The 21,691-nt window shown below is 39.3% G+C and carries 34 protein-coding genes; 7 read left to right on the top strand and 27 right to left on the bottom strand.

Going from position 1 to position 21,691, the window contains the following annotated elements; all coding sequences use genetic code 11:
* Nucleotides 1–10 precede the first annotated feature (10 nt).
* The 10 genes from B6A27_RS00355 to B6A27_RS00310 form a co-directional block, all read right to left on the bottom strand.
* On the bottom strand, nucleotides 11–892 hold the full coding sequence (locus B6A27_RS00355; protein WP_080859478.1) for a hypothetical protein: 882 nt from the start codon (nucleotides 890–892) through the stop codon (nucleotides 11–13).
* 23 nt (nucleotides 893–915) lie between these two features.
* Nucleotides 916–1,530 (bottom strand): hypothetical protein, encoded by a 615-nt coding sequence (locus tag B6A27_RS00350; protein ID WP_080859476.1) that lies wholly within the window; start codon nucleotides 1,528–1,530, stop codon nucleotides 916–918.
* Between the two features lie 80 nt (nucleotides 1,531–1,610).
* Nucleotides 1,611–1,760, bottom strand: a complete 150-nt coding sequence (locus tag B6A27_RS18550) for a hypothetical protein (RefSeq protein WP_161491006.1) — start codon at nucleotides 1,758–1,760, stop codon at nucleotides 1,611–1,613.
* Between the two features lie 60 nt (nucleotides 1,761–1,820).
* On the bottom strand, nucleotides 1,821–2,033 hold the full coding sequence (locus B6A27_RS00345) for a hypothetical protein (protein ID WP_080859474.1): 213 nt from the start codon (nucleotides 2,031–2,033) through the stop codon (nucleotides 1,821–1,823).
* A gap of 4 nt (nucleotides 2,034–2,037) precedes the next feature.
* Nucleotides 2,038–3,561, bottom strand: coding sequence for a phage minor capsid protein (locus B6A27_RS00340; RefSeq protein ID WP_080859473.1), 1,524 nt, complete (start codon nucleotides 3,559–3,561; stop codon nucleotides 2,038–2,040).
* Between the two features lie 2 nt (nucleotides 3,562–3,563).
* Nucleotides 3,564–5,054: a phage portal protein gene (locus B6A27_RS00335; RefSeq protein ID WP_080859471.1), complete on the bottom strand. Its 1,491-nt coding sequence runs from the start codon at nucleotides 5,052–5,054 to the stop codon at nucleotides 3,564–3,566.
* A 14-nt stretch (nucleotides 5,055–5,068) separates the two neighbouring features.
* On the bottom strand, nucleotides 5,069–6,364 hold the full coding sequence (locus B6A27_RS00330; RefSeq protein WP_080859469.1) for a PBSX family phage terminase large subunit: 1,296 nt from the start codon (nucleotides 6,362–6,364) through the stop codon (nucleotides 5,069–5,071).
* Nucleotides 6,342–7,133 carry a phage terminase small subunit gene (gene terS / locus B6A27_RS00325; protein ID WP_080859467.1) on the bottom strand — a complete coding sequence of 264 codons (792 nt, stop codon included), beginning with the start codon at nucleotides 7,131–7,133 and terminating at the stop codon, nucleotides 6,342–6,344. The genes B6A27_RS00330 and terS overlap by 23 nt, the downstream gene beginning before the upstream one ends.
* A 78-nt stretch (nucleotides 7,134–7,211) precedes the next feature.
* Complete coding sequence (locus B6A27_RS00320; RefSeq protein WP_080859465.1) at nucleotides 7,212–7,925, bottom strand: hypothetical protein; 714 nt, start codon at nucleotides 7,923–7,925, stop codon at nucleotides 7,212–7,214.
* 509 nt (nucleotides 7,926–8,434) lie between these two features.
* Complete coding sequence (locus tag B6A27_RS00310) at nucleotides 8,435–8,968, bottom strand: hypothetical protein (RefSeq protein WP_080859463.1); 534 nt, start codon at nucleotides 8,966–8,968, stop codon at nucleotides 8,435–8,437.
* A gap of 409 nt (nucleotides 8,969–9,377) precedes the next feature.
* On the opposite strand from B6A27_RS00310, the gene B6A27_RS00305 reads away from it, so the two are divergent.
* From B6A27_RS00305 to B6A27_RS00295, 3 genes are all read left to right on the top strand, one after another.
* A complete protein-coding gene (locus B6A27_RS00305; RefSeq protein WP_080859462.1) occupies nucleotides 9,378–9,746 on the top strand; it encodes a hypothetical protein in 369 nt (122 codons plus the stop codon).
* A 122-nt stretch (nucleotides 9,747–9,868) separates the two neighbouring features.
* Entirely contained in the window at nucleotides 9,869–10,072 is a 204-nt protein-coding gene (locus tag B6A27_RS00300; RefSeq protein WP_197478862.1) for a type II toxin-antitoxin system HicA family toxin, read from the top strand.
* Nucleotides 10,073–10,099: 27 nt separating this feature from the next.
* Nucleotides 10,100–10,531 carry a type II toxin-antitoxin system HicB family antitoxin gene (locus tag B6A27_RS00295; protein ID WP_080859461.1) on the top strand — a complete coding sequence of 144 codons (432 nt, stop codon included), beginning with the start codon at nucleotides 10,100–10,102 and terminating at the stop codon, nucleotides 10,529–10,531.
* Nucleotides 10,532–10,545: 14 nt separating this feature from the next.
* Here the strand turns inward: B6A27_RS00295 and B6A27_RS00290 are convergent, their stop codons facing one another.
* Nucleotides 10,546–11,046 carry a sigma-70 family RNA polymerase sigma factor gene (locus tag B6A27_RS00290; RefSeq protein ID WP_080859460.1) on the bottom strand — a complete coding sequence of 167 codons (501 nt, stop codon included), beginning with the start codon at nucleotides 11,044–11,046 and terminating at the stop codon, nucleotides 10,546–10,548.
* 280 nt (nucleotides 11,047–11,326) lie between these two features.
* Between B6A27_RS00290 and B6A27_RS00285 the strand changes: the two genes are divergently transcribed.
* Nucleotides 11,327–12,334, top strand: a complete 1,008-nt coding sequence (locus tag B6A27_RS00285; protein WP_080859459.1) for a hypothetical protein — start codon at nucleotides 11,327–11,329, stop codon at nucleotides 12,332–12,334.
* A 240-nt stretch (nucleotides 12,335–12,574) separates the two neighbouring features.
* Nucleotides 12,575–12,712 (top strand): aspartyl-phosphate phosphatase Spo0E family protein, encoded by a 138-nt coding sequence (locus B6A27_RS19200; protein ID WP_139788024.1) that lies wholly within the window; start codon nucleotides 12,575–12,577, stop codon nucleotides 12,710–12,712.
* 52 nt (nucleotides 12,713–12,764) lie between these two features.
* Here the strand turns inward: B6A27_RS19200 and B6A27_RS00275 are convergent, their stop codons facing one another.
* The 16 genes from B6A27_RS00275 to B6A27_RS00205 all read right to left on the bottom strand — a co-directional run bounded on the left by B6A27_RS00275 (nucleotide 12,765) and on the right by B6A27_RS00205 (nucleotide 20,652).
* The gene (locus tag B6A27_RS00275; RefSeq protein WP_080859455.1) at nucleotides 12,765–12,896 is read right to left on the bottom strand and encodes a DUF3954 domain-containing protein; all 132 of its coding nucleotides are present in this window, start codon (nucleotides 12,894–12,896) and stop codon (nucleotides 12,765–12,767) included.
* Between the two features lie 128 nt (nucleotides 12,897–13,024).
* The gene (locus B6A27_RS00270) at nucleotides 13,025–13,849 is read right to left on the bottom strand and encodes a DNA cytosine methyltransferase (RefSeq protein WP_080859453.1); all 825 of its coding nucleotides are present in this window, start codon (nucleotides 13,847–13,849) and stop codon (nucleotides 13,025–13,027) included.
* A 71-nt stretch (nucleotides 13,850–13,920) separates the two neighbouring features.
* On the bottom strand, nucleotides 13,921–14,130 hold the full coding sequence (locus B6A27_RS00265; RefSeq protein WP_080859451.1) for an XtrA/YqaO family protein: 210 nt from the start codon (nucleotides 14,128–14,130) through the stop codon (nucleotides 13,921–13,923).
* 478 nt (nucleotides 14,131–14,608) lie between these two features.
* Nucleotides 14,609–14,833, bottom strand: a complete 225-nt coding sequence (locus B6A27_RS00260; protein WP_080859449.1) for a hypothetical protein — start codon at nucleotides 14,831–14,833, stop codon at nucleotides 14,609–14,611.
* Nucleotides 14,781–14,972, bottom strand: a complete 192-nt coding sequence (gene fbpA, locus B6A27_RS00255; protein ID WP_236631745.1) for a Fur-regulated basic protein FbpA — start codon at nucleotides 14,970–14,972, stop codon at nucleotides 14,781–14,783. The genes B6A27_RS00260 and fbpA overlap by 53 nt, the downstream gene beginning before the upstream one ends.
* Nucleotides 14,972–15,196 (bottom strand): hypothetical protein, encoded by a 225-nt coding sequence (locus B6A27_RS00250; RefSeq protein WP_080859447.1) that lies wholly within the window; start codon nucleotides 15,194–15,196, stop codon nucleotides 14,972–14,974. The genes fbpA and B6A27_RS00250 overlap by 1 nt, the downstream gene beginning before the upstream one ends.
* A gap of 5 nt (nucleotides 15,197–15,201) precedes the next feature.
* A complete protein-coding gene (locus tag B6A27_RS00245) occupies nucleotides 15,202–16,176 on the bottom strand; it encodes a DnaD domain-containing protein (protein WP_080859445.1) in 975 nt (324 codons plus the stop codon).
* Between the two features lie 50 nt (nucleotides 16,177–16,226).
* Nucleotides 16,227–17,075 carry a recombination protein RecT gene (recT, locus tag B6A27_RS00240; protein WP_080859443.1) on the bottom strand — a complete coding sequence of 283 codons (849 nt, stop codon included), beginning with the start codon at nucleotides 17,073–17,075 and terminating at the stop codon, nucleotides 16,227–16,229.
* Complete coding sequence (locus B6A27_RS00235) at nucleotides 17,072–18,031, bottom strand: YqaJ viral recombinase family nuclease (RefSeq protein ID WP_080859441.1); 960 nt, start codon at nucleotides 18,029–18,031, stop codon at nucleotides 17,072–17,074. Before B6A27_RS00235 ends, recT begins: the two co-directional genes overlap by 4 nt.
* Nucleotides 18,028–18,222: a hypothetical protein gene (locus tag B6A27_RS00230; protein ID WP_044743220.1), complete on the bottom strand. Its 195-nt coding sequence runs from the start codon at nucleotides 18,220–18,222 to the stop codon at nucleotides 18,028–18,030. Before B6A27_RS00230 ends, B6A27_RS00235 begins: the two co-directional genes overlap by 4 nt.
* An 81-nt stretch (nucleotides 18,223–18,303) precedes the next feature.
* Entirely contained in the window at nucleotides 18,304–18,561 is a 258-nt protein-coding gene (locus tag B6A27_RS00225; protein ID WP_080859439.1) for a hypothetical protein, read from the bottom strand.
* 23 nt (nucleotides 18,562–18,584) lie between these two features.
* On the bottom strand, nucleotides 18,585–18,737 hold the full coding sequence (locus tag B6A27_RS18770) for a hypothetical protein (protein WP_172798654.1): 153 nt from the start codon (nucleotides 18,735–18,737) through the stop codon (nucleotides 18,585–18,587).
* 15 nt (nucleotides 18,738–18,752) lie between these two features.
* The gene (locus B6A27_RS00220; protein ID WP_080859437.1) at nucleotides 18,753–19,274 is read right to left on the bottom strand and encodes a helix-turn-helix domain-containing protein; all 522 of its coding nucleotides are present in this window, start codon (nucleotides 19,272–19,274) and stop codon (nucleotides 18,753–18,755) included.
* Nucleotides 19,275–19,325: 51 nt separating this feature from the next.
* Nucleotides 19,326–20,024, bottom strand: a complete 699-nt coding sequence (locus B6A27_RS00215) for an ORF6N domain-containing protein (protein WP_080859435.1) — start codon at nucleotides 20,022–20,024, stop codon at nucleotides 19,326–19,328.
* Nucleotides 20,021–20,371, bottom strand: a complete 351-nt coding sequence (locus B6A27_RS00210) for a DNA-binding protein (protein ID WP_369824115.1) — start codon at nucleotides 20,369–20,371, stop codon at nucleotides 20,021–20,023. The genes B6A27_RS00215 and B6A27_RS00210 overlap by 4 nt, the downstream gene beginning before the upstream one ends.
* 56 nt (nucleotides 20,372–20,427) lie before the next feature.
* Nucleotides 20,428–20,652 carry a helix-turn-helix domain-containing protein gene (locus B6A27_RS00205; RefSeq protein WP_080859433.1) on the bottom strand — a complete coding sequence of 75 codons (225 nt, stop codon included), beginning with the start codon at nucleotides 20,650–20,652 and terminating at the stop codon, nucleotides 20,428–20,430.
* Between the two features lie 149 nt (nucleotides 20,653–20,801).
* On the opposite strand from B6A27_RS00205, the gene B6A27_RS00200 reads away from it, so the two are divergent.
* Both B6A27_RS00200 and B6A27_RS00195 read left to right on the top strand, forming a co-directional pair.
* On the top strand, nucleotides 20,802–21,245 hold the full coding sequence (locus B6A27_RS00200) for a helix-turn-helix domain-containing protein (RefSeq protein WP_080859431.1): 444 nt from the start codon (nucleotides 20,802–20,804) through the stop codon (nucleotides 21,243–21,245).
* Nucleotides 21,246–21,256: 11 nt separating this feature from the next.
* Nucleotides 21,257–21,670 (top strand): ImmA/IrrE family metallo-endopeptidase, encoded by a 414-nt coding sequence (locus tag B6A27_RS00195; protein WP_080859428.1) that lies wholly within the window; start codon nucleotides 21,257–21,259, stop codon nucleotides 21,668–21,670.
* The last annotated feature ends 21 nt before the right edge of the window (nucleotides 21,671–21,691 follow it).

Below are 21,691 nucleotides of genomic sequence, written 5' to 3'. Positions count from 1 at the left end.
ATACCTCCTATCAAGCTTTTGCGGTAGTTCCATGAGATACTACCACTCCATCAGCTTTGTTTTTGAGCACAAATAAATCGTGATATAGACGGTTTTGGTACAAGTAACCATCACCTTGAGTGTGTTCTCCCGGTTGGAATAGATATACAGAATTTAATTTTGCTTTTGCGATGACTGCACCACGATAAACAATAATCCAGTTCAAAGCATAAGAACCGGTTGCCGCAACGAATCCATCAGTAAAATCGAAAGAAGTGTGGAAACGATCAACGTCAAAGACTTCAATGAGACGTACACCATCAAGAGATGTAACACGAGTTTCAATGGTTGTACCTGCATTGTCAAGACTAATTTGCCCTTTGCCTGCTTTATATTGTTCGATTGTGTCCATAACATCAGTAGAAACATATGCAGTAAGATTAGCTGTACCGTATTTGCGGACTTTTTTAATGTCACGTTTCAGCTTTGTTACAACATCATCAGGAGTAATAGCTTCACCAGTTGCATTTCCTTTTTCAATTGCTTTTGTTGCTAATTTAGAGAAACGATAAGCGTCAATCTCTGGACCTGCTTTTTCAGTTAAGAAAACCCTTGTAATGTTGGCAGCACTTGCAGCTTGATTGGATTCATCTACATCCATTTGGTCAACAAAGAATTCAATATCGCGGTCAAATCCAAGCGTATATGGTTCCCAGTTTACATCAACCGTGCCGCGATTAAATCCACCGTTCCGGCTATGATTTTTATAACCAGACACAGATAAAGTCGGAACATGGAAAGTTCTTGCGCCCATCCAGTTGACATTTTGTGTTTCCAAAACGTTTGTTAATGTAGCTTGTTTAATCACTTGATCTAATTCAGCTTGATAACGTTCAGCGTAGTTAATTGCCATAATTTACTCATCCTCCTAAAATATTATTTTTTGCCTAGTAAAACAGCAGCAAAGTCATCCAGTTTTCCAGGTTTTTGATGTTGCCCAGTAGTAAATGATGGCTTTTGTTCTTGTTGCTGTTCTTGCTGACCTTTAAAGAGCGGATATTTCTCAAGCACTTTTTGAATAGCTGCATCCATATCCACATCATCATTGACTAGTTTTTTTGCTAATACAACAACATCCTCAACCGAATCAGCATTTACTCCGGCTTTTAGTGCTGATAGTTGAGCTTTCAGCGTTGCGTTTTCTTCGGCAAGAGTATCCTTTTCCTGCTCCAAAGCTTGCAATCGTTCGGCTTGCTTTTCAGCTTCGGTTTTCTGTGATTCTTGCCACTCTCGGAATTTTTGAAGGCCTTCTTTTGCGTTCTTGAAGTCATCAATGCCAAGCTGTTTTAAAAGCTTTTCCTGTGCTTTTTTGGATTCTTTAGCAATCAAATTGTTAACATCTTCTTGCGTAAATGTTTTTGCTGGCTGTTGCTCTTGTTGTTCTGTTTGTTCCCCCCCAGCAGGTTGTTGTTCCGGTTGCTGGTCACCGGTTTGTCCGCCTTCTTCGGCGAAAAATTGTAAATCTAATGGTAAAAATCTATTTTTAATCATATAAAACCCTCCATTACGGATAATTTCCTTGTGTTTTATTTAACGTCCACTACACATAAACGGACAAAATAAAAAAGAACCTACCCAAAATATTGAGGTTCTTTCGGCTTTTTCAATTCATTCACTTCTTGCTGCAGCTTTACTAGATGATTGATCATATTGTTTATAATCTGCTCTTGCTCTTCCACTTTCTTTTTCAGCTCTTCAAATTCTTTTTTGGAAATAAGCAACTATATTTCAACTCCTCGCCATAAAAAAGGCCCCATCATTTTCAAATTGACATGGGCCTTTTAAATTAATATGATTTCTTTTATTTGATTTAAATGAAATTCAAAACGATAACCAATTGCATCTTCTGGTTTTAAATCTACGGTTTCAATAAGATTGTCTTCATCATCAAGTTCAACGATATAATTGGTTAGAAAACCATTATATTGTTGACCTGTTTCATCGATAAGCGTTACCATTTTATCTAAAAAAAGCGTTATCTCTTCCCTGTTCATCCAATCACCCCTTAGAAGGAAAAATATGAACACCTGTTTTGGAGTAGCGGATATCAAACTTACTGGTCAAAATATGATTCCCATCTTTATCTACATAATAACCTATATTCTTATCATTTTGTATAATCGTTTCTTTATTTTGAAACTTAAATTTACTTATTTTCAAATCACCTGTACCAGCATATTTATTTACCAATTCTTGTGCTTCCTCTTGGCTAATCGTTAAATAACTAGGACCATGTAATCCTTTTTTAGACAATTTGTGTTTGTACGCTTCATATGCTGGGTTACCAATCATGTGGCGCGCTTGTTTTTCAGGATTAATTTTTGTGGAAATTTCGCCATTGGCAATTTTATTTTTGATGTTTTGTTTTATTTTTTCAATCTTTTTATTGTATTCACCTTGTATTTCTTTCTTCGTTAAAGATGATATTTGTTCACGTCTATAATTTCTAGTACGACCAGTAGAAGAAATAAATTCACGCATATTCCTTTGTTTATCTCTGACTTTTTTCTTAGCAGCATCTATTCCCTCTTGATCGCCTAGTGCTTCCATCATGGATAGTTCTCTTTTTGCCTTACGAATATCGCGTTCTAGCTTTCGCTGTTTCTGAGAAAGTTCATAGGATTTACGGCTTTCTTTAACATCATATGGAAAAAACCTTTGCTTGCTCACTCTCTCGATAAATGGATAGAGAACATGCCGACAGTTGATCCCGCCGATTCCCTCGATTGTTCCATATCCCGTCTCGCTTAGTGGAGGATATTTCGGATGCCTGCCGCTTATAGAATAAATTCTCCCTTGATACGGTACATGAGATGGACGAGAATCAGCATGACTGGATACTTCCACCAAGTCCACACCATATTCTTGAAACCGCGTCATTTGCATTTCATTGGCAACGTTTGAAACAGTGGAACGCACAACCATATTCATGTATGCCTCGGTACTCCATTGCCTGCCTGCTTTATCTACTAATGCAGGAATACCTTTATTTGCCCATTGTTTAGCTGCATCTGACATGGCCTGAAATGGGGTTTGAACACCTGCTAATACCTTACCTATCGTTTGGTTCACAATGTCTAAATAGACCTGTTGTGATTGTTGCAGCAAGGTTGTATTGACAAGGTTAAATATGTTTTTTGCTTGTGCTTGATAGGCAAGCAAAATATTTTCCAATGCCGCGCTTTGCTCAATGGTTGGCGGCTGAATGAGTAACCCCATTTGGACAGCTTCTTGCAATGTTCCTTCAAATTCTCCGACGGCTGTGTATCCTGCTTTTTCAAGCGCCTTTGATACTTCATTAATAGCCATTCCAGAATGTTTGGCAATCGTAATGATATTTTCTTGGGTAAGACTACCTAACATGCTTAATTGCTCTGTTTGCCATGCTAATATGTCATCTTCCGTTAGTAACGTCTGGTGTTGTCTCAAGCGTTTAGCGATGTTCATAAGAAGTTGCTCTTCAATCGCAAGAAAAACCTCAACTATAGGCGTAGCTAATTGTTGTTGTTTCAGTGGATCCATTCTTAGTCTCCACCTTGCCTATTCATTCCAAAAAAATCAATCGCTTCGGCTGTTGCAGTCTGCTGTTCTTCTCTTATTTCTTGAAGCAATTTCAGTGCTTCTTCTTCCGTTAACTTATGAATTTTCATGATCGCACGTTTCTTGCTTGTTAATCCATTGGAAACAAGCTGAATTTGTTTGTTTATTTCGGCTCCTTGATCTTCAACAATACTGTCATCAAAAGCCACAGATACCTCATATTCATTTGGTCCGTTGTACAGACCATACAATTGAGCAACAGCAATAATAGAATCAATAATCTCTTTAATTCCTTCTTCAATTATAATCTCGTGAGATTTCTTGTTTTTGAAAGTCTTTGAGTTTTCACTTACAACTTCGGTTGCTGTCTTTACGGCTTGGCCATCAAAACTAAAAGTACCAGTTGAAAATCCGGTCTGCATAGCAAATAGATTGAGCAATGCATTTATAGCTGAAATATGCTCCTCCACTCGCAATTCAACGGAAATGTCTTTAATTTCGTCCTTGTCCATATTTCCACTATTAAAAGCTTCGTATGTTTCATCTGATGAATCAAAGTAACGATACATTTCACCTGTTTGCGGGTTAACGACCGTTTTAACCATGTGCGCTGGGACAACAATCCTTTTCTTCCCTAGTCTAAATTCCCGGTTGAAAGAATCAAAAGCCGTATCCAGCGCCTTCATGGTATCAAGAGCATTGGCATAAATACTGATACCCAACGGGCTTTGAGTGTCGATATTATTCGCTGTGTTTGGTTTAATATAGGTAAAAATAGATTTTTTTAACCCTGAAATTCTGGTTTCTTCTTGTACACCATATAATTGTGCAAGAATGCTCAACGGAACCCTTACGCCCAAATCAGAGCCGTTTGATTCATATAACTCATTGCGAACGACATAAACATTCCCTTCCCAAGTATGCCATTCTAAATGTGTATAAGTTTTGTTCCCTTTTATATATTCAGATATGAAAACTCCTTCTAAAATTGTGTCATTATGCCAACTGATTGGGATAAAACAATCAGCCGTCACTAATGACAGCATGACTTTTTCGTCTTTTACATACGGCTTGATAACAGCGCCGCCATAAGCAAACATATACTCGATATAGTCTTGAAACTCTTTGTAAAACTTGTTATCTTCGAAAACTTCATCGATGAAATCAGATAAATTTTCATCGGATATACTAATCTCGCACTTTTCGTTGAACACCAACCCAGCCATTTCAGAAGATACGATTTTCGCCATTTGCAGCGTGTCCATTTTGCGAGTTTTCCATCCGTCAATGGTTTTATATCTTAGTTTATGAAAAGGCTCGTAATATCCCTTATAGAGGGCTTTCCAAACGTCTATTTGTTGGTACATTTCTTCACTGATATTGACATCTTTCAACTCATTCAAATTCTGAATTCCTTTCAAGATCCCCACCCTATATAGCCACCTCCTTGTTTTCATAATGAGGCTTTGAAACATTTGTCCTCACCGCCTTAATATTTCAACCCAAGTTTTTGAAGATTGTCATTAATGTAATATTGAAACGCGTCACACGTATGGTCATTTTCTTTAATGACCTTCGGATCATCGCTTTGTAATGTTTCGGGATCCCATTGATACCTTTTATGTTCTTCAATAAAAATTTCATTGTTTTTGGTATTCAAATAAAAAAACCTGCCCTGTGCGAGCAAGTCATAAACATTCTCAATCATGTCCACTTTTTTCTTCTTAGCGATTGGATGAAGTCGAATGGAGTAATCTTTGAACACCTGATTTCTTAAAGCACCCTCTGCGCTGTCAATCGTTTGCATATCGATGGGCTTTTTATAAGTTTCTTGTATGTTTTTATACCAATCGTAATAATCCTTTGATAATTCACTAGGAGCCTTTTTAATAACTTTGTTTTCCGGTGAATAATACCATGTATCTAAAAGAATGACTTTTTGTTTCTTAGTTAAAGCAACAGCTAAATATGTCGTCGCTGATACTTGATGCCCAGTATCTATGGCAGTATCGATAAGCAATATATCATCATCGTCCGGCAATTTGTCGATTCCGTGAAAATGGTTCATGTTATAAACCATGTCACCAAGACCGATGACTTCGCCGTTATACATCCAACGCCAATAGTCATAATCATTTTCTTTATACTGCTCGATTTTTCGCAAAAGCTGATTTGATAGGAAACCTTTTTCATCGTCCAAATATGTGGAATGATGAATAAAATAATCCGGGTCATTCCGTTTGCTCTCAACCCACTCGTTAACCCACTCGTAAGGATTACGAGGCGGGTTGTAGGAGTAATAAACTTTTACCTCTTTGTCACCTAAATCTTGACGAATGAAGGTATCTGATACAATATCAATATCCTCGACCCCGTCAAACTCCGCTAACTCTTCAAACCATAACGCCATCACGTAGCCTTTCGCGATCTTCGCTGACTTGATTTTCATCGGATCATCACAGCCGTAAAAATAAAAGGCTGTATTCGTCCGTTTATGTCGGATGATGAGCGGCGATTTACCAAAATAAAACTCGTTTTCGAGTTTCAACATGTAAATAGCCCATTTGATTTGTTCGTATACTGATGTAGAAAGGTACTTAGCGACTTTTCTCAGAATAACCACATTGCCACTTGGATCGGCGATAAAGTCCGTGACCAATTTCAACGATATAACCGATGATTTCATTGACGAGCGGCCACCTTTTAAGATGGAATTAGGCTTCTCGTTGAGCCAAAAGCTATAGAATATTGGATTAATAAGGTCAGTTATCTTTATTACGTTCATCAAGAACCGACCTCATTTCATCTAAATCATTGACAATGATAACTTTTTGATTCGTCCCACTTTCTTGGGCAATCTCCTTAATTTCAGCTTTTGTTTTCTCTATATTCAACTTCATGTGTTCCAGCTTCAAGCGGCGCTCATCATCTTCATGAGCTAATTCATTGAACTGCTTAATCAGCCCCCGCAACTCACTCATGGCTCTTGACTGTGCATTCAAGAAGGTAGCATGACGGTCCCAAGCGAATTGGAATTCGTATTCTCGTTCGACATAAGTCGGCACCGTGATAGCCTCTCCATCTTCTTTTTCGCCAGTCACTTCTACTTCGGTTTTCTCTTTTTTGAGCTCTTTTATCATTTCATTCTTGTCTTGAACGAACATAATTTTCTGCGCTCGTATAATCGCAGCGTATTGAATCATGATCTGATCCCAAATAAGATCAGTAGGACTTTTCTCTTCCAACATCCCCATGATTTCAAGTGTTTCTTGCGGGATGTATTTCGAGAAGAAGCCGTGCTTCAATGCGTTCTGGTTGCCTTTTGGAGCCGCACCACCTTTATTTCCCTTTGCATTTATATTTCCTATAGGTGCGCCCCTTTTATTTTTTGTGTGCACACCTTTTTCTTTGTGCGCACCCTTTTCACGCGTCCAACCGTAACGCTTTTTCCATGACTTGACCGTATTTAAAGACACACCATATTTTTCAGCAATGTCCTTATATTTCATGCCTTTGACATAATCTTTTTCAGCCTGAATATGCTTTTCCGCCACTTGCTACATCACCTGCCACCTCCGACTATTTGTGTTTGTTTTGGAGCAAAAGAAAAAACGCCAACAATGGCGTTTAACTTACATACTTTTCTGGGCCCACGCAGTATAGATAGTTTCATGTTCAATAATATGTTCTTCTTTTCCGTCGATGAACACGTGTTTTCTAGTATTGTCAACTTCTGATTGAATGAATTTCACTTTTTCATTTGCAGGAGTATAGTATTCCGCTTGGATTTCTTTTACCCATGGTTGATACTGTCCCAGTTTTGAAGAACACAACGGTATCAATATTTCCTCGTCTTTTTCGAAAAAATCTACCCAAGCCTCAATAGTATCGGTATTACTAAAGTTTTTATCACTTCCGACAATAATCTTAAATTTACAGTTTATAATAACATCAGAACCACCAAATCTAATTACTGAATAATAGGAAGTTTCCTTATCGGTAGCAAGTAAATTTTTATAAGAGTCGGTTAATAGTATTCGACGTTTTTCTTTTCTCCCCCATTTGTCATCATCTTTAAAATTAAAAACAATAGTAGATGCAGAAAAAAATGATCTATGTTCTCTTTTTATTCTCTCTCTTTCATTTCTTGTTTGTTCTCTAGCAACTTTTAATGCGACTATTCCTCCAATAATTCCTCCAGAGTAATTGGAAAGAAAGCCCAGCCAATCACTGGAATCTCCTTGCAGAAACGGTGCTTTCCAAGTCATTAAAAAATAATTAATCGCAATAGGTACTGCAACAACCAACACTATGCTTTTCCAATTATTTTTAATAATTGATAACATAATTAATCCCCCTTTTTGATTATTAATTTACTATTATTAAATCAAAAAAGAGAATTATCAATATTTTAAAACACCACCAAAAGGTGGCGCTTAATAGAAATTAGGGTACTTAAATTAATAATTTTCATTTTTAACCCATACCGCTTCTTCATCATCTTCTTGGTAAAAAGGCAAAAGTTGCGCCTTTGCTCCATTAATCGCCTGTTCTATTGAATGATACCCATTATATATGGGCCTGCTTGTTGCGATCCTTTATAGTAGTGGCTCGTTTCGTAATAATATTTACCATCAAGGCCCTGTGTTACACGGATTTTGACGGGCTGGAACCCTATCCATACTTTCCATTCGCCGCATAACTCATAAGCTTCATCAATAACCCTGTGATTTTCGAAAAGGTGTTTATATTTCACCCTCCTTTCGCCCTACTCAATACGACAAAAAAAACGCCACCCCGATCGGAGTGACGTCCTGCTTCAACAAAATCTCTCACTTATGATTGACTGGTAGAACTACTCTAAATATTTAAGTGACAATTTTAAGTGATTTTCTATTTTTCCATCCTTAAAAATAATTTCTGGAGACTTAAATTTAATTTTATTATTTTCAATATCATAACCAATAATTTCAAAATGCCCTTTCGCATTTGCATTTTCAGGAAAATCTAATAGAACTACTAATGACTCATGCCTTCCTTCGGTATCATTTCCAACTCTACCATTAAAAAAATCCGCTCTTATATTACCTTCTCCGATCCAATTCACTTCTTTAGTTACAAAGTATGCAAAACCTTCATTTACAATATCAAATATATATCGAGTCGGACTATTCTTGCTAAAAAAGTTAATTTTAAAAATTGGTCTATACCTCATTTTTCTTTCTTCATTGGCTACTTGAAATTGCTTTTTTTGTTGGACAACAGTAACATATGACGCTATTGCTGCAAACATTGCTATCATTACTGAAGCTAACTGTATCCAATCTGATGGTTCTAAGCATTTCCAAACCCCCTCACAAGCTTCTTTTATTGTGATTTCGTACTTCAAAATTCTTCCCCCTCATCAAACCTAATACATTTTACTTTTCTTTGATGTGCTATAATTTTTGTTTCATTATATCAATTTCTAGTCTCATTGTACTAGAATTAATTGGTAACTAACTTAGTCCCACAAAAATTTGTCTTCCCAACTGTACATTTTCCTTACCTCATGGATAACTTATCCACTATGAAGAGGGGGGGAACCATCCTTCACACACCGAGGAAAAAGGCAGACCACGATATGTTTCTGTTGCCATGATGCCCATTCACACCCTTTGCATTTGTGCTTCTCATACGCTTCATCCTGCTTTTTCAATAATTCAATACCTCCATAATTCATGAACTCAATATTTCAATAATTTTATAAATTGTTATAATATTTCTAGAAAGGATATTTCTAGAAAGGAGTGTTTAGCGTGCCTAAAAAGAAAACTTCTGCCAAAAAGACAGAAGCAAAAGAGACGATTTCCATTAACATATCGAAAACTGTGATAGATGCTTTAGACGATTATCAATTCACCAATCGTATCCGTAGCCGTTCCCAAGCTGCTGAACAACTCTTGGCTTCGGCTTTGTTGCTGAATGATTTGTTAATCAAAAATGATCCGGATAAAGACAAAATACATAATCAAGTCCATTGGACCAAAATGGAGCTGAACAGAATTTTATTTCATTTAGACAGGAAGGAATATGACAAAGTCAATCATGTTCTCGATTTCCTCACGAAACGGATTGAATATCTAGAACAAGAGCTGAAAATCATGATTCAACGTAAGGATAGTTGATATTTACCTCTATCCCTTAGTGAACAGCGCTAATGTCTTTCTCACTTATTAGTGGCATTTGTACGACAAAAAATAAAACAAAAATCTCTTTACACGTGTTATTTATACGTGTTATAATAAAAATGTGGAAAGGGGGAATAAACATTTCATCAAAAGAATTGATTAAATTACTAAAAAAAGACGGATGGTACTTACATAGAATAGTCGGCAGCCATCACCACTTCAAACATCCAACGAAAAAAGGAACGGTGACCGTTCCCCATCCACGCAAAGATTTAAAACCCGGAACATTACACTCAATACTAAAGCAGGCAGGGCTGAAGTAGCCCTCCTGCGAAAGGAGGTTTTTTCTATTGGCTAAATATTATTTTCCAGCGATTTTCGACCCTGGCACTGACGGAAGTGAAGGGTATACCGTTACTTTCCCTGACCTTTCGGGATGCATCACAGAAGGCGAAACATTAGAAGAAGCATTTCGCATGGCAAAAGACGCTTTGGAAGGTTATCTATATGGAATGGAAGAAGATAACGAATCCATCCCTTCCCCTTCCAATCCGAAAGATATTGAATTGCCAAAAGGCGCATTTGTTTCTGTCATCGAGGCAAGAACCGACTACATTCGCGAAGAGATGGCCAATAAAGCCATTAAGAAAACGTTAACGATTCCGAAATGGCTAAACGATGCCGCAGAAGCCGAAGGAATCAATTTTTCACAGTTGTTGCAATTTGCGATTAAAGAGCGTCTAGGAATCAACATTCGGAACGATTTTGATTTCAAACGATGAAAGCAAAAGCCTCTTCAGCTACACATGCAGAAGAGGCTTTCTTTTATGCGCTTTTTAATTTTCTTTTCAGCTCTTTGGATCATGGTTTGAACGCTACTGGATGATATACAAAGATAATTGGCAATTTCGCTATATGTGAGGCAATATCCTCGCGACATCAGGTATACCTCACGTTCTCGGTCTGTCAGCACAGATAAAGCATCCTCAATACGCTCCCGATCCCAACTCGTAATGACATCTTCTTTTTCGTGATCGTCCCATTCATAAACTGGTTCACTTGAACGGAAAAATTTTTGCATTAACAATGGATCAAACGATCGTTCACGTTGATAAGCAGCACGTCGTTCAATACCGCGACGGTTCCCAGGCTGTCTCCCTGTTTCCATCCATTCAATAGCAAATTCTAAATCAGAGATCATTCCAGCAATCACTTTTTTATCCTCAACAGTGGCACTTCTGTACATTTTCTTTGCCACCTTTAATGACTCTTTGTACTGCTGGATCAGATTATTCATGAAAATGACCTCCTTACAAATAAAAAAGGACACCAATCATACAGAAATAGCCATGCTATTCTGTATAATCAGTGTCCTCACGCTCTCGGTCTTGGACATATTTGGTTCTATTCCCATTATATCAAGCTGTTTAAATTCTGTCTTTCAACATAATAGGATGGGAATTTTTACCCATTAACAAAACCAAGATTACTCATTAAATAGGTATTATTATCCATTTACTACAAATGTAATCATTTATAAAATTTAACTTGTAAAAAATTGAAGGGAAGGTTTAAAAATGAAATTAAAAAAGGTTAAGATTCTCATCGCATTAATTATTAGTTTTTGTTTTGCTAGCATGGTAAATCCTGCGGAAGCAGCTTATCTCGTCAGTATGACACAAAATGGAAACAAATATATCTACTCTAATAATCCCGAATCTATTCAAGGGACAATGGTAAGTTCTTCTCCATACGGAAAATATACTATTGATCAACCTCTCCAAAGTTCAACAACCTATGTAGCAGAATTTTATCACCACAATTATACTGGAGATTCTTTGCGTGTAGGAATTGCTATTAAGAACAATAACAGCTATACAGCAAATGTAAGAGTTCAAAATAAGGCAATTTTAGCTGGTCAATATACTTTGGAAACCTCTACATCTGTTCTTAGAGATTTTGGGAATAGCACAAACGATCAAACAATTTCCATTCCTGCTAACAGTACTGTAACAATACTTTACACAGATGTACCAACTCAATACATTGTGAATGGGAAAGTAAAATTTACTCCTCAAGCAGGGAATATGAATGCGCGTGTATTCTTTATTTCAACAAGCAAATACAATGTAAATAATATTTTTAGTTTGCCAAGAGCAACATCTACAAACAGTTCAATGACTACCGCTTTCTTTAACTATGATACGCGTACTGTCAATGTAAACGCGTCTACTACTCCTAGTTTCTATCTATCAGCATATCAAGACAACCCCGGAGAATACGAAACGGGTACAAATGTTTTAGGTAGCTCTAAGTTATTAGGAAACTATGGAATTGTTTATGATGTTTATTTAAGTAACGCAGCCGGAAAACGAATTAAAATTACACCGAACTTAGCTTCCCAAGGTGCTACTCAAGCGCAAATTGTATTATGGACAGCTTCTAACTCTTGGTATAGAACAACTTATGTGAATCGTTCTAGCTCCCAGCCATATTGGTTAATGTCTGTACCTAGCGATGGCCATTTTAAATTTACCCTTCCTGGTGGAAACTTCGGAAACGTTCTATTCGAAATAATCAACTAATATAGTATTAAAACAAAGCCTGCCAGCAATAACTGTTGGCAGGTTTTGTTTTTCTAATAGTACCTCCTTAATGAATAACACCAAACAAACGGCTTATCCCGCTCATTTAGTGTCCTCGGTTCTTCCGTAGGACTTAATCATTATTTTGAAGTAAAAGCTTGCTTTCATTAAGAATTTAGTAGATAATCAAGTTTAATTTATTAAAAAGCAGGTGATACATTGGGTAATGATGCGAATTTGATGTCAAAAATATACGATTTAAGAATGATGATGATTCAGCATGGAATTAACAAAGGCTTATCTGACCCAGAAACTATCAAATATAGTCAATTGCTTGACCAATTAATTTTACAAGCACAATTAAACAACGACTTCTAATTACTAATATTAAATTCTCACTCTTAATCACATCTAGCACTTTCCCATCTTTCTAAATTACTGTATATTCGCCGTATCCCGTTTGAGGAGCTTCTATTTTAGTAATTCTTCCGTCTTTCACTACATACAACGAGTTTTCCATAAGAGAAATTTCTACAGTCACTTTATCATTATTTACGTTCATCAGAATCTCTCCCATTAGTATAATTTAATTAGATTACGGAGATCATAGTATTAGAACAAGGCCGCATCGAATGTTCTACCTCCGCAGGACAGCCTTGTTCTTTTTTCGTTTTATCGTCGTACTGTTCATTAAGAAGTAATTCTCATGATCGCTTTAAATATCGGATAGATTTGCTGAGGTACTACTGCATTTCCTAATGCTTTAAGTCGGTCCACCCGATTGGGAATCCCATGAGCCACTCGACCCACGTTGGGTTCAGTTGCCCAGGTTGCTCCTGTCGGATTGCATCCGGCAAACTGTTGGTTGCGTTTCTCTCCTTCTCTGCCAACTTCTCCGGCGTTCGCGCCCCTTTCCAATCTCTTGCTGTAGGGGTTGGGTATAATTTCACTGCTGTTGCTAATCCGTTCCCCGAATTTTTTGATGCGCCTTTCCTGTTGTAATTCCCATGAACTGTAGGAGTAGGCCACAACGAAGGTTCTGTCTCTTCTATGTTTGGCATCAACGGCACAAGCCGGAATAATAAACGTTTGTGTTTCGTAACCTTCACTTTCCAGGTCAACAAGCGTTCGTTCGAGTTCCATATTGGCGAAGTTAGCAACATTTTCACCAACAACCCAAGTGGGCTTGAGTTCTTGTAGAATTCTAAACATTTCCGGCCAGAGGTCACGGTCATCTTCCTTGCCTCTTCGCTTCCCGGCAATACTGTAAGGCTGACAAGGGAATCCTCCGGAAATAATGTCAACTGTTCCACCTGGTTCAATGACCCCCCCCTCCTCTAAAATTTGCCTATTAAGCTTACAGACATCATCGAAAATCGGAACATTAGGCCAATGTTTCTTCAATACCTTTTGACAAAATGGATCCTTTTCACAAAAAGCAATCGTTTCAATTCCTGCCCATTTGGCTGCCAGGGCAATTCCTCCGATGCCCGCAAACAATTCAATACTTTTCATGTTCTCTCGCCTTTCTTACTACGCTTTATGTGGCCACTTCACTACGTCATATACGAACCGCAATTTTCACTTCAAAACAACTCGCTTTCCTCGAATTTGATTCTTGCTGTTTTTCCCTTTGCTGTTTCAATGATCGTAAAACCGTGTTCGACGGCTTCCGCTATCTTTGCTTTCCCTTGCACACCGTCAATCACAACGACAAGCACTTTTCCTGGAACAACCGGATGCGAGACTGTCATGTTATCTATATCAATCTGCAATTCTTGCGCTCTTTTACTCACCGGAATCCCTCCGCTATGTTATAATGTTAGTAGGCTGTCGGGAGAAATCCCGGCTTTTTATTTATCTGTTTGATAACTGACTATATTCAAAGTCAATTTTTAATAGGTCGTTTGTTCGAATACAATAGCGACAGCTATTTTCCACGCTACAATTCCCCGCAAATACTTCATACACTTCCGAAGTACAACCGCAATTCTGGCACATTTGCGCTGGATAAAATCCTAGAACAACCTTCTGGCAGCATGCACATTTGGAATCATAGCAGTTTGTTTCTTTATTCCAGTACGGCAACATACACGATCCGCAGTCTGTGCACCAATGGTCGTTTTTTGAGATTCGAGCAAAGGTATAAAAAGGCACGTATTGATCTTGATCTTCAGTAATAAAATCAAAGATCGTCATCTGTTGGGCCATCATCTTCCTATCCCTCGTTTCTTGCGATTCTGCGACCAGCGCCAGTCAATGAGCCGGCGATTGTCATGATCGTACTGCTTTGGCCGTGGCCGATTCCGATAGGCTTCCAACTCCTCGGGTGTCAAATAGCTGATGGTCACCGAACCGTTTAATGATTTTTGTTTCATATGTTTTCCCTCCTAATCGGCGTTTTATTTCGTCGCGCGCCCGCCGCTTATAGCAAGCAGGGCATTGTTCATAGTGAATGATGACGTACAGCTGTTTGAACGTTGCCTTTGACCAATCCACGACGCTCCTCCCTTTCCAATCGCTCGTATTCCTGCTGAATTTCCTCAAGGGTCAACTTGGAGAGCAATCGGCCATCGCTTGTCGCAAAAATGCCTCTTCTCCGCAGTCGCTGCATAAGTACATGTTTTAGCAACAGCACTACACTTCCTCCCCCTCTATCTGTGCTTTCTGGAAAAACGAATCAAGCTTTGCTGGCGAATATGATTTTCCATTAATCTCCACCGACACAAGCCGCTCTCTCGTAATCTCATATCGCTCCAATATCTCAATCAAAGCCGCTTCGGATTGAATGCTTCCGGTAAATCCGACGATTCGCCCAACATCGTTTCGATACTCCAAACGGATCCATAATGGGTAGCCCATCAACATCACCCGTCAGGATTGTTTTTATATTTTTTTAGCCGTTCTTCTAGCTCACGCCGCTTGCGTTCCAACTCTTCTTCACTAGGTTGCTTTTCGTCTTCATGTTGTGAGTAGTCGGGATTGAGCCAATCCGGGATCATTTCCGTGCGAGTCCGCTTTCTCGATCCGTTAGAGCCATTGCGTTTTTTCGCTTGCTGCTCTTTGAACGCCAATTGTGCCGCGCGCACTTGCTCGACAGTTTTGTATCCCTTTTCGGACCAATCGCGCAAAATCGTTTCAACGTAACCCCACGTTTTAGCGCCGTTCTCCACCGCAATTTTCATCGCTTCTAAAACTAGCGCCTCGGATGTGTCATCGATCCAAGTTGATATTCTTTCGCTTATGTAACTACCGATAGCGCCGAAGCCGTTTTGTTCAAAAAAGGCAAATGGATTCATAGATTGGCGCACGCGCACGTCTTCTTCTACTTCTTTTTCCATATCTGTAGTAATCTCTGTAGTATTCTCTGGTATTGGTCTGTTCAAATTGAGCAGCTCGTCTGTGCAATTTGAACAGATGGACTGTTCATTTTGAGTAGATGGACTGTCATTTTCGTCAGTCGACTGCTCATTTTGAACAGTCGAAGTATCAACTTGAGTAGTCGATTGTTCCTCTTGAAGTTGCTGCAGTTTTTCGTAGTTGATTCGATACCACTTTGTTTTATCAATTTTAGACCGATTAAAATTCCCGGTAATAATTAGCCCTTGCTTCTCTAATTTTGTGATAATACGGCGGATTGTGCTCTCCGACCAGAAAGGAAATTGCTCTTGCCATTCCTCATAGGTGTTGTAAACCCACTTGTACCCTTCGTAAGTGTGGGTGCTACGCTCTAACCAATAATGCAATTGTTGCAAAATAATGCTTTCGTTTAACCCTACTGTTTTCGCCAGCGATGGCAAAATCACCAACGGCTCGTCGTCTAAAAGAAGATTTGTAGACACCAGTATTCCCCCTTGCTTTCTCAAACTCCGTCAGGAAAAGGGGAAGCTCCCTATTCCTGAACGGTTCCTTCCACTTCCGTTTCGATTACTTCCCCTTCCAGGTATTCCGCTTCCATATCAACATAATCCTCGACGTGTTCCGGTTCTTCGTTGAAATCGCGACGAACTGTTTCATCAAGCGAAACATTGCGCTGAATTTCGATCGAGATCGGCAAATATTTAATGAGTTGGCGAATAACCGTTTTCTTGGCCATTGCTTCGTACTCCTCACGCCACGGCCCGGACTCTTTCGCCCTAGAGTATTTGTCACGAAGGCGATTGATTTCTTCGACCGACATAACGTGAAACGCATGTCCACCATCTTTGAACTTGGCGTACGCGTAGAACCCGATCAATTTTCCGCGATCGCCGAACAGCAACGGCTTGTGGCGCAAACGTTCATCAAGTCCGTATTCAAATTCAAATTCATCGTTTTCATAGACTGCTTCGGCTTTAATCGTTTCAACCTCGCCGGATCGGCGGACTAAGTCGATTAGCCCTTTATAGCCGATCACGAATTGGACTTCTTTCGTTCCGTTTTTCCGATTCTTGAATGGGATGAGGTAGCAATGCCCGAGCAAGCCCGGCTCAAGACCTAATTGAGCCGCCTGCATGATCGCACCGAGCAGGCTCTTGATTTCGCACGATAGCAGTTCAGGATTTCGACGCATTTCTGTGAGAGCAATTCGAATAAGACGATCGCCATTAAGATGTTTCGGCAATGCACGTTCTAATTCCGGTTTCATTTGTTGAAGGAGATCGGCGACGGTGACCTTGCCGCCGTCCTGCTTCTTGGCCATCTGGCCGTTTCCATTCGCTTTCACTGCCAATTGATTTTTCAGTTTCTCCGCTTGAGTCATTGTGATACCGCCTTTCTCGATTTATTTTTAGAGATGCTGAAACGTCGATGCGTCGACGGTTGGGTGTATTGCTGATACAAATCCGGGTGTTCTTTGGCAAATCGTTTAGAATCGAACCGGTTCGAGTTCACGACCGACCATTTCACGACGTACTCACTCGTACGGCCACGCTCACGTTCGCCCAACAGAGCTTTGATTTTGTTCTCAATCTCCGCCTTTTTCTCGCTCTTTTCCTTGATCTCCGCGTTTACTGCCTCTAATTCGGCGATGAGCGCATCCACTTCCCCAGGCAGCTCTGCTTCGTCATCCACGACAGACTTCACCGGATACAAGAGGTTCAATAGGTTTGTACTTGCTTCGCTTCCGTCCACTTCCGGTGGACGCTTTTCGATGACGCGTTGCCAAAATTCCGCCTCAATTTCAATCAAGTAATTGATGATTTCTTCGTCGCGTTCGATGACATCCCAACGAAACTTGTTGCCACCGATTAAGACCGCGATGTACCATTTAGAGCGACCGGTAACAGCCATGTAGTGCTGGCATTGGATGAAATATTGATCCGGAATCTTTTCACCTTCCACCCATTCATCCTTGAGATATTCGCTCGCCGTTTTGCACTCCAGCCCAGCATCTTCGCCGACAACGAGCCGATCCACGTTGGCAATCATAAATGGGTATTCGGGATGGCACAGGATCGCATTCCGGCGTCGAACTTTCAAGCCTGTTCGCTGGCTGAATTCCTGTGCGACGATATCCTCTAGGATTGTCCCCCAATAAGCTGCTTCGCTCGGCACGGATTCCTTCACACCTTCCACTTTTTCGTAATACACTTGAATCGGACTTTTATATTTGTTAAGGCCTGAAATGGCGGCCGCATCCGAGCCGCCGATGCCTTTCTGACGTAACCGCAACCAATCTAGACGGCTCATATTCGCCGTTTCAGCAAGAACAATCATAGAATCACCTCTTCGTATTCGACTGTTTCTAATAAGTGCTCTGCTAAACAATGAGTGTCACAGAACAAGTCCCCCTCATAACGAATAGCTTCATGTTCTTGATATAATTCACGGTAACAATGCGTACATTTGGCAACTTCCGGTAGAGATTGTGCGTCGCGTAAACCGATAGCAAAACGATCAAGATTCATATTAAGTTCCTCCCGGACAAAAATTGTGTTATACTTTTCTTGATTGAAATTTTTAGACATTCTATCTTTTTAGCTCACTTGTCAGAGTGAGCTTTTTTCTTTTTTAATCATTTGGGACACAAAATCGATTTTGATACCGCGACGACGCATGTCTTGGACAATAGCCGTCAATTGTGCACGGCGAGCTTTTTTCATTTCGATTTCTTGCAGTTGCTTTGCTAAAAAATTCAGTTCTGAAACTTCGATTTTCATCGTTTCATAGTCGCGGTTTTGCAAGGCTTCCTGTATATACTCGATGCACTGCGAAGCTTTCTGGAGCAAATCCACTTCTTGCAACATGATTTGTTCGCCTCCCTTTCTTTTCAGACAGACTGAGCTATTTTTCTTTGATAAATTTTTTCTTTTGCCGCAAGTTCAGTGGCAAGCAACAACGCTGGATTATTCCGTAATTTCGCACAAAATTCGCGAACCTCAGAAGCTTTCATTAAACGACTTGCCGTAAAGCAAATACTCATTGTTTATCTCCCTCCTTAGCATTTGATAAATCCTTTAGATTTGAGCTTAGAACGATGTTTTTGCCACATCTTGAACCATGAAAAACTATAATCCACACATATCACAGCCACATATTGCGTGAGCGCCACAATCGCATCAATCGCTTGTAAAATCGCTTCTTCAAGCTGCTTTCTATCAAACTCTTTGATAGATCTTGGATGATTGGCGACGCAGACGTTTTCAATCGCCTGCAGCGCCTCTGCTAGTTCCTCTTTTGTTTTCATGGCGACGCTGGCCCGATGGAGATCCACAGCCTCGCCATCCAGCTTCACCGGCCCCCATCCGGTGTACTCGGCCGCCGCCTCCATAGCGACCCACGGATTGTTGTGCTGCTCAGCGAAATACTTGGATATGTTAGGCTGCACTCGATACCGCCCGTTCTCCTGATGCGATACCGATTCACGCGATTCATAGATTTCAAAGGACAATTGCTGCTGGGTCATGTTGGCTTCCTTTCGTGCTTCTTTTGCCGCATCGGCCGCTCTACCACGTTTCATGTTCCCTTTTCTCCTTTCTACCATCAACATTGTCAGCACATGCTACTATTACTATGAAACTTTTTTAGGAACCCAATTTTCGATATAGTTAATGGCTTGTAGCATATCACGACGCTTTAAGTCTCTATAGCTTGCTACAGCAAAACGGTCTTTAATTTCACGATAAAGTTCTCTAAATAGCTTTGGTCTACTTTCCGGATCATTACAAAGTTCATAAACTCTTGAAGCAACGCATTTTTGGATGCGACGCTGTTCACCGTGATCCAGAGTAATTTGTTCTTCTACTTTGTTGTCAATCTGCGAAACTAACTTTCTAATTTCATGTTGTTCTTGTTTAATAGACTGCGTTTCTTCCACCAAATCGGCCGTAGTGCGAAGGACAGTCACTAATGCTTGGTCTTTTGATAATGGAACAATATTTTCTTTCATCCGATAATATTCATCCACTAACACTTCGTAAGCGTCCCATGCTTGATCGGTATTGAGTGATTTCGCGTGTAACCAAGCGCCTTTTTCGGTCCAGAGGTACAGGCGATTTAAATTAGACGGTAAATCATATTGATTTTTTGCCTTAAAATCTCTTAGATGCTCACCAGTTAGAAGGATAAAATGTTTTCCTTCTTTATAACGATCTCTGTTGCGATTGAAATTGTTAACTAAAATTTGAGTGTCAGTGCCGTATGCTTCGGCAAGTTGATAAGTCATTAAAACAAGTTGTCCATCTTGAACAATTGGCGGTAATTGATTCATCCTATCGCCTCCTTGTTAAAATCGGTGTTTTCAGTAACCCACCGAGTATTCTTTTCGATCCATTTGAACAAGAGATGGGTTGGAATCAAAACACCAGCTTCCCTGAAAACCGGAAAGTCTGCTCTGTTCAAAAGTTCGGAACATTTAGTTTGGCTAATGTTAAAAAGCTCCATCAACTGTTTTCTTGTTAGCATTGGCGGTAATTGTGATTGACGATATTTCATTACTTCATCAACCGCTTTGGTCACTTCCTCATGGATCACTTGGCGTATCTGATCGATGCTAATTTCGAATTTAATGATGGGGGATGTGACTTGAATTTCACCGAAACGTTGTTTATCGCTCATTTAGATCACCTCCTTACGTTATGCGGATGTGGAGAGGAAACTATAATATTCTACGGTTAGACAAAATTATGCGTAACGCTTAATTTTTTGTTAAAAAAAATTCTTACATCAACATCCAAAGCTTGCGCTATTTTTTCAAGATCGTCCACAGTCAATCTGATTTTTCCTTTTGAAACATCTGAATACCATGCGACAGTTTTATTACAAGATCTTGCTAAATGAGTTTTAGTAACACCTCTGGAAACTCGAACTTTTTCAACTCTAATATAAATTGGTTCCAAGAAATCACCCCCTTAAAATTTAAGCGTTACGCTCATTTGTTTCAAGTATATATTAAGCGTTACGCCTATGTCAATTACTTTTTAAGCTTTTCGCTTAAAAAATTTAACAATACGCTCAAAGGTGTTATATTTATTTTGAGGTGGAAAACATGTCTGATTTAGGAAAAAGATTAAAAGAAGCAAGAAAAAAGAAAAAGTTAACTCAAATAGAAGCAGCGAAACTTTTAGGTATATCAAATGGAACTTTATCTGGTTATGAAAGAAATTATCGCGATCCAGATACCAAAACATTGGAAAATATAGCTGATCTATACGGTGTTTCCACCGATTATCTATTGGGAAGATCTGATAACCCATCAAATCATCATAAAGATGATCTTCCTAGGTTAACTGAAAAAGACGAAAAAGATATCGCTAAGCAGTTAGAAAAAATACTGGAAAGTATGGATACAGACACTGCTCTTGCCTTTGATGGTGAGCCGATGGATGAGGAAACAAAAGAATTGGTTAGAGCAGCTATAGAAAGCAATTTACGCCTCACCAAGCAGCTCGCAAAGAAAAAATTCACTCCAAAGAAATACCGTGAGGATTAGGAGTGAGTTGCTTGAATTGGATTATTCGTACGATTGATAGAGAGATAAAAAAACATAAAACAAATAATCCTTTTGAAATTGCGGAAAACAGAAATATCATTATCAGGTATTTTCCTCTTGGTCAAACACTGGGATTCTATATGAAAAATGCTCGCCATCAAGTTATTACTATTAATTCAGATATCAATGACTATTTAAAAAAGTTTGTCTGCGCACACGAACTTGGACACGCTATTCTCCACAAAGACGAGAATACTCCTTTTTTGCATAGGAATACTTTATTCTCAAAAGACAAAATCGAACGTGAAGCAAATGAATTTGCTGTGCGTCTCCTTCTTTATGACAAAAATTTAGAAGATTATGAAACCAAATACGATGTTTTGAGAGAAAGTGGGATTCCATATGAAATGGAAAGGTTTTTGTAAAGATTGGGGTACAGCCAAGTT

Source organism: Anoxybacillus sp. UARK-01 (assembly GCF_002075365.1).
GTDB classification, from domain to species: Bacteria; Bacillota; Bacilli; order Bacillales; family Anoxybacillaceae; genus Anoxybacteroides; species Anoxybacteroides rupiense.
Note: the sequence above shows the minus strand (reverse complement) of the source record. Positions and strands in the feature narration are given on the sequence as shown.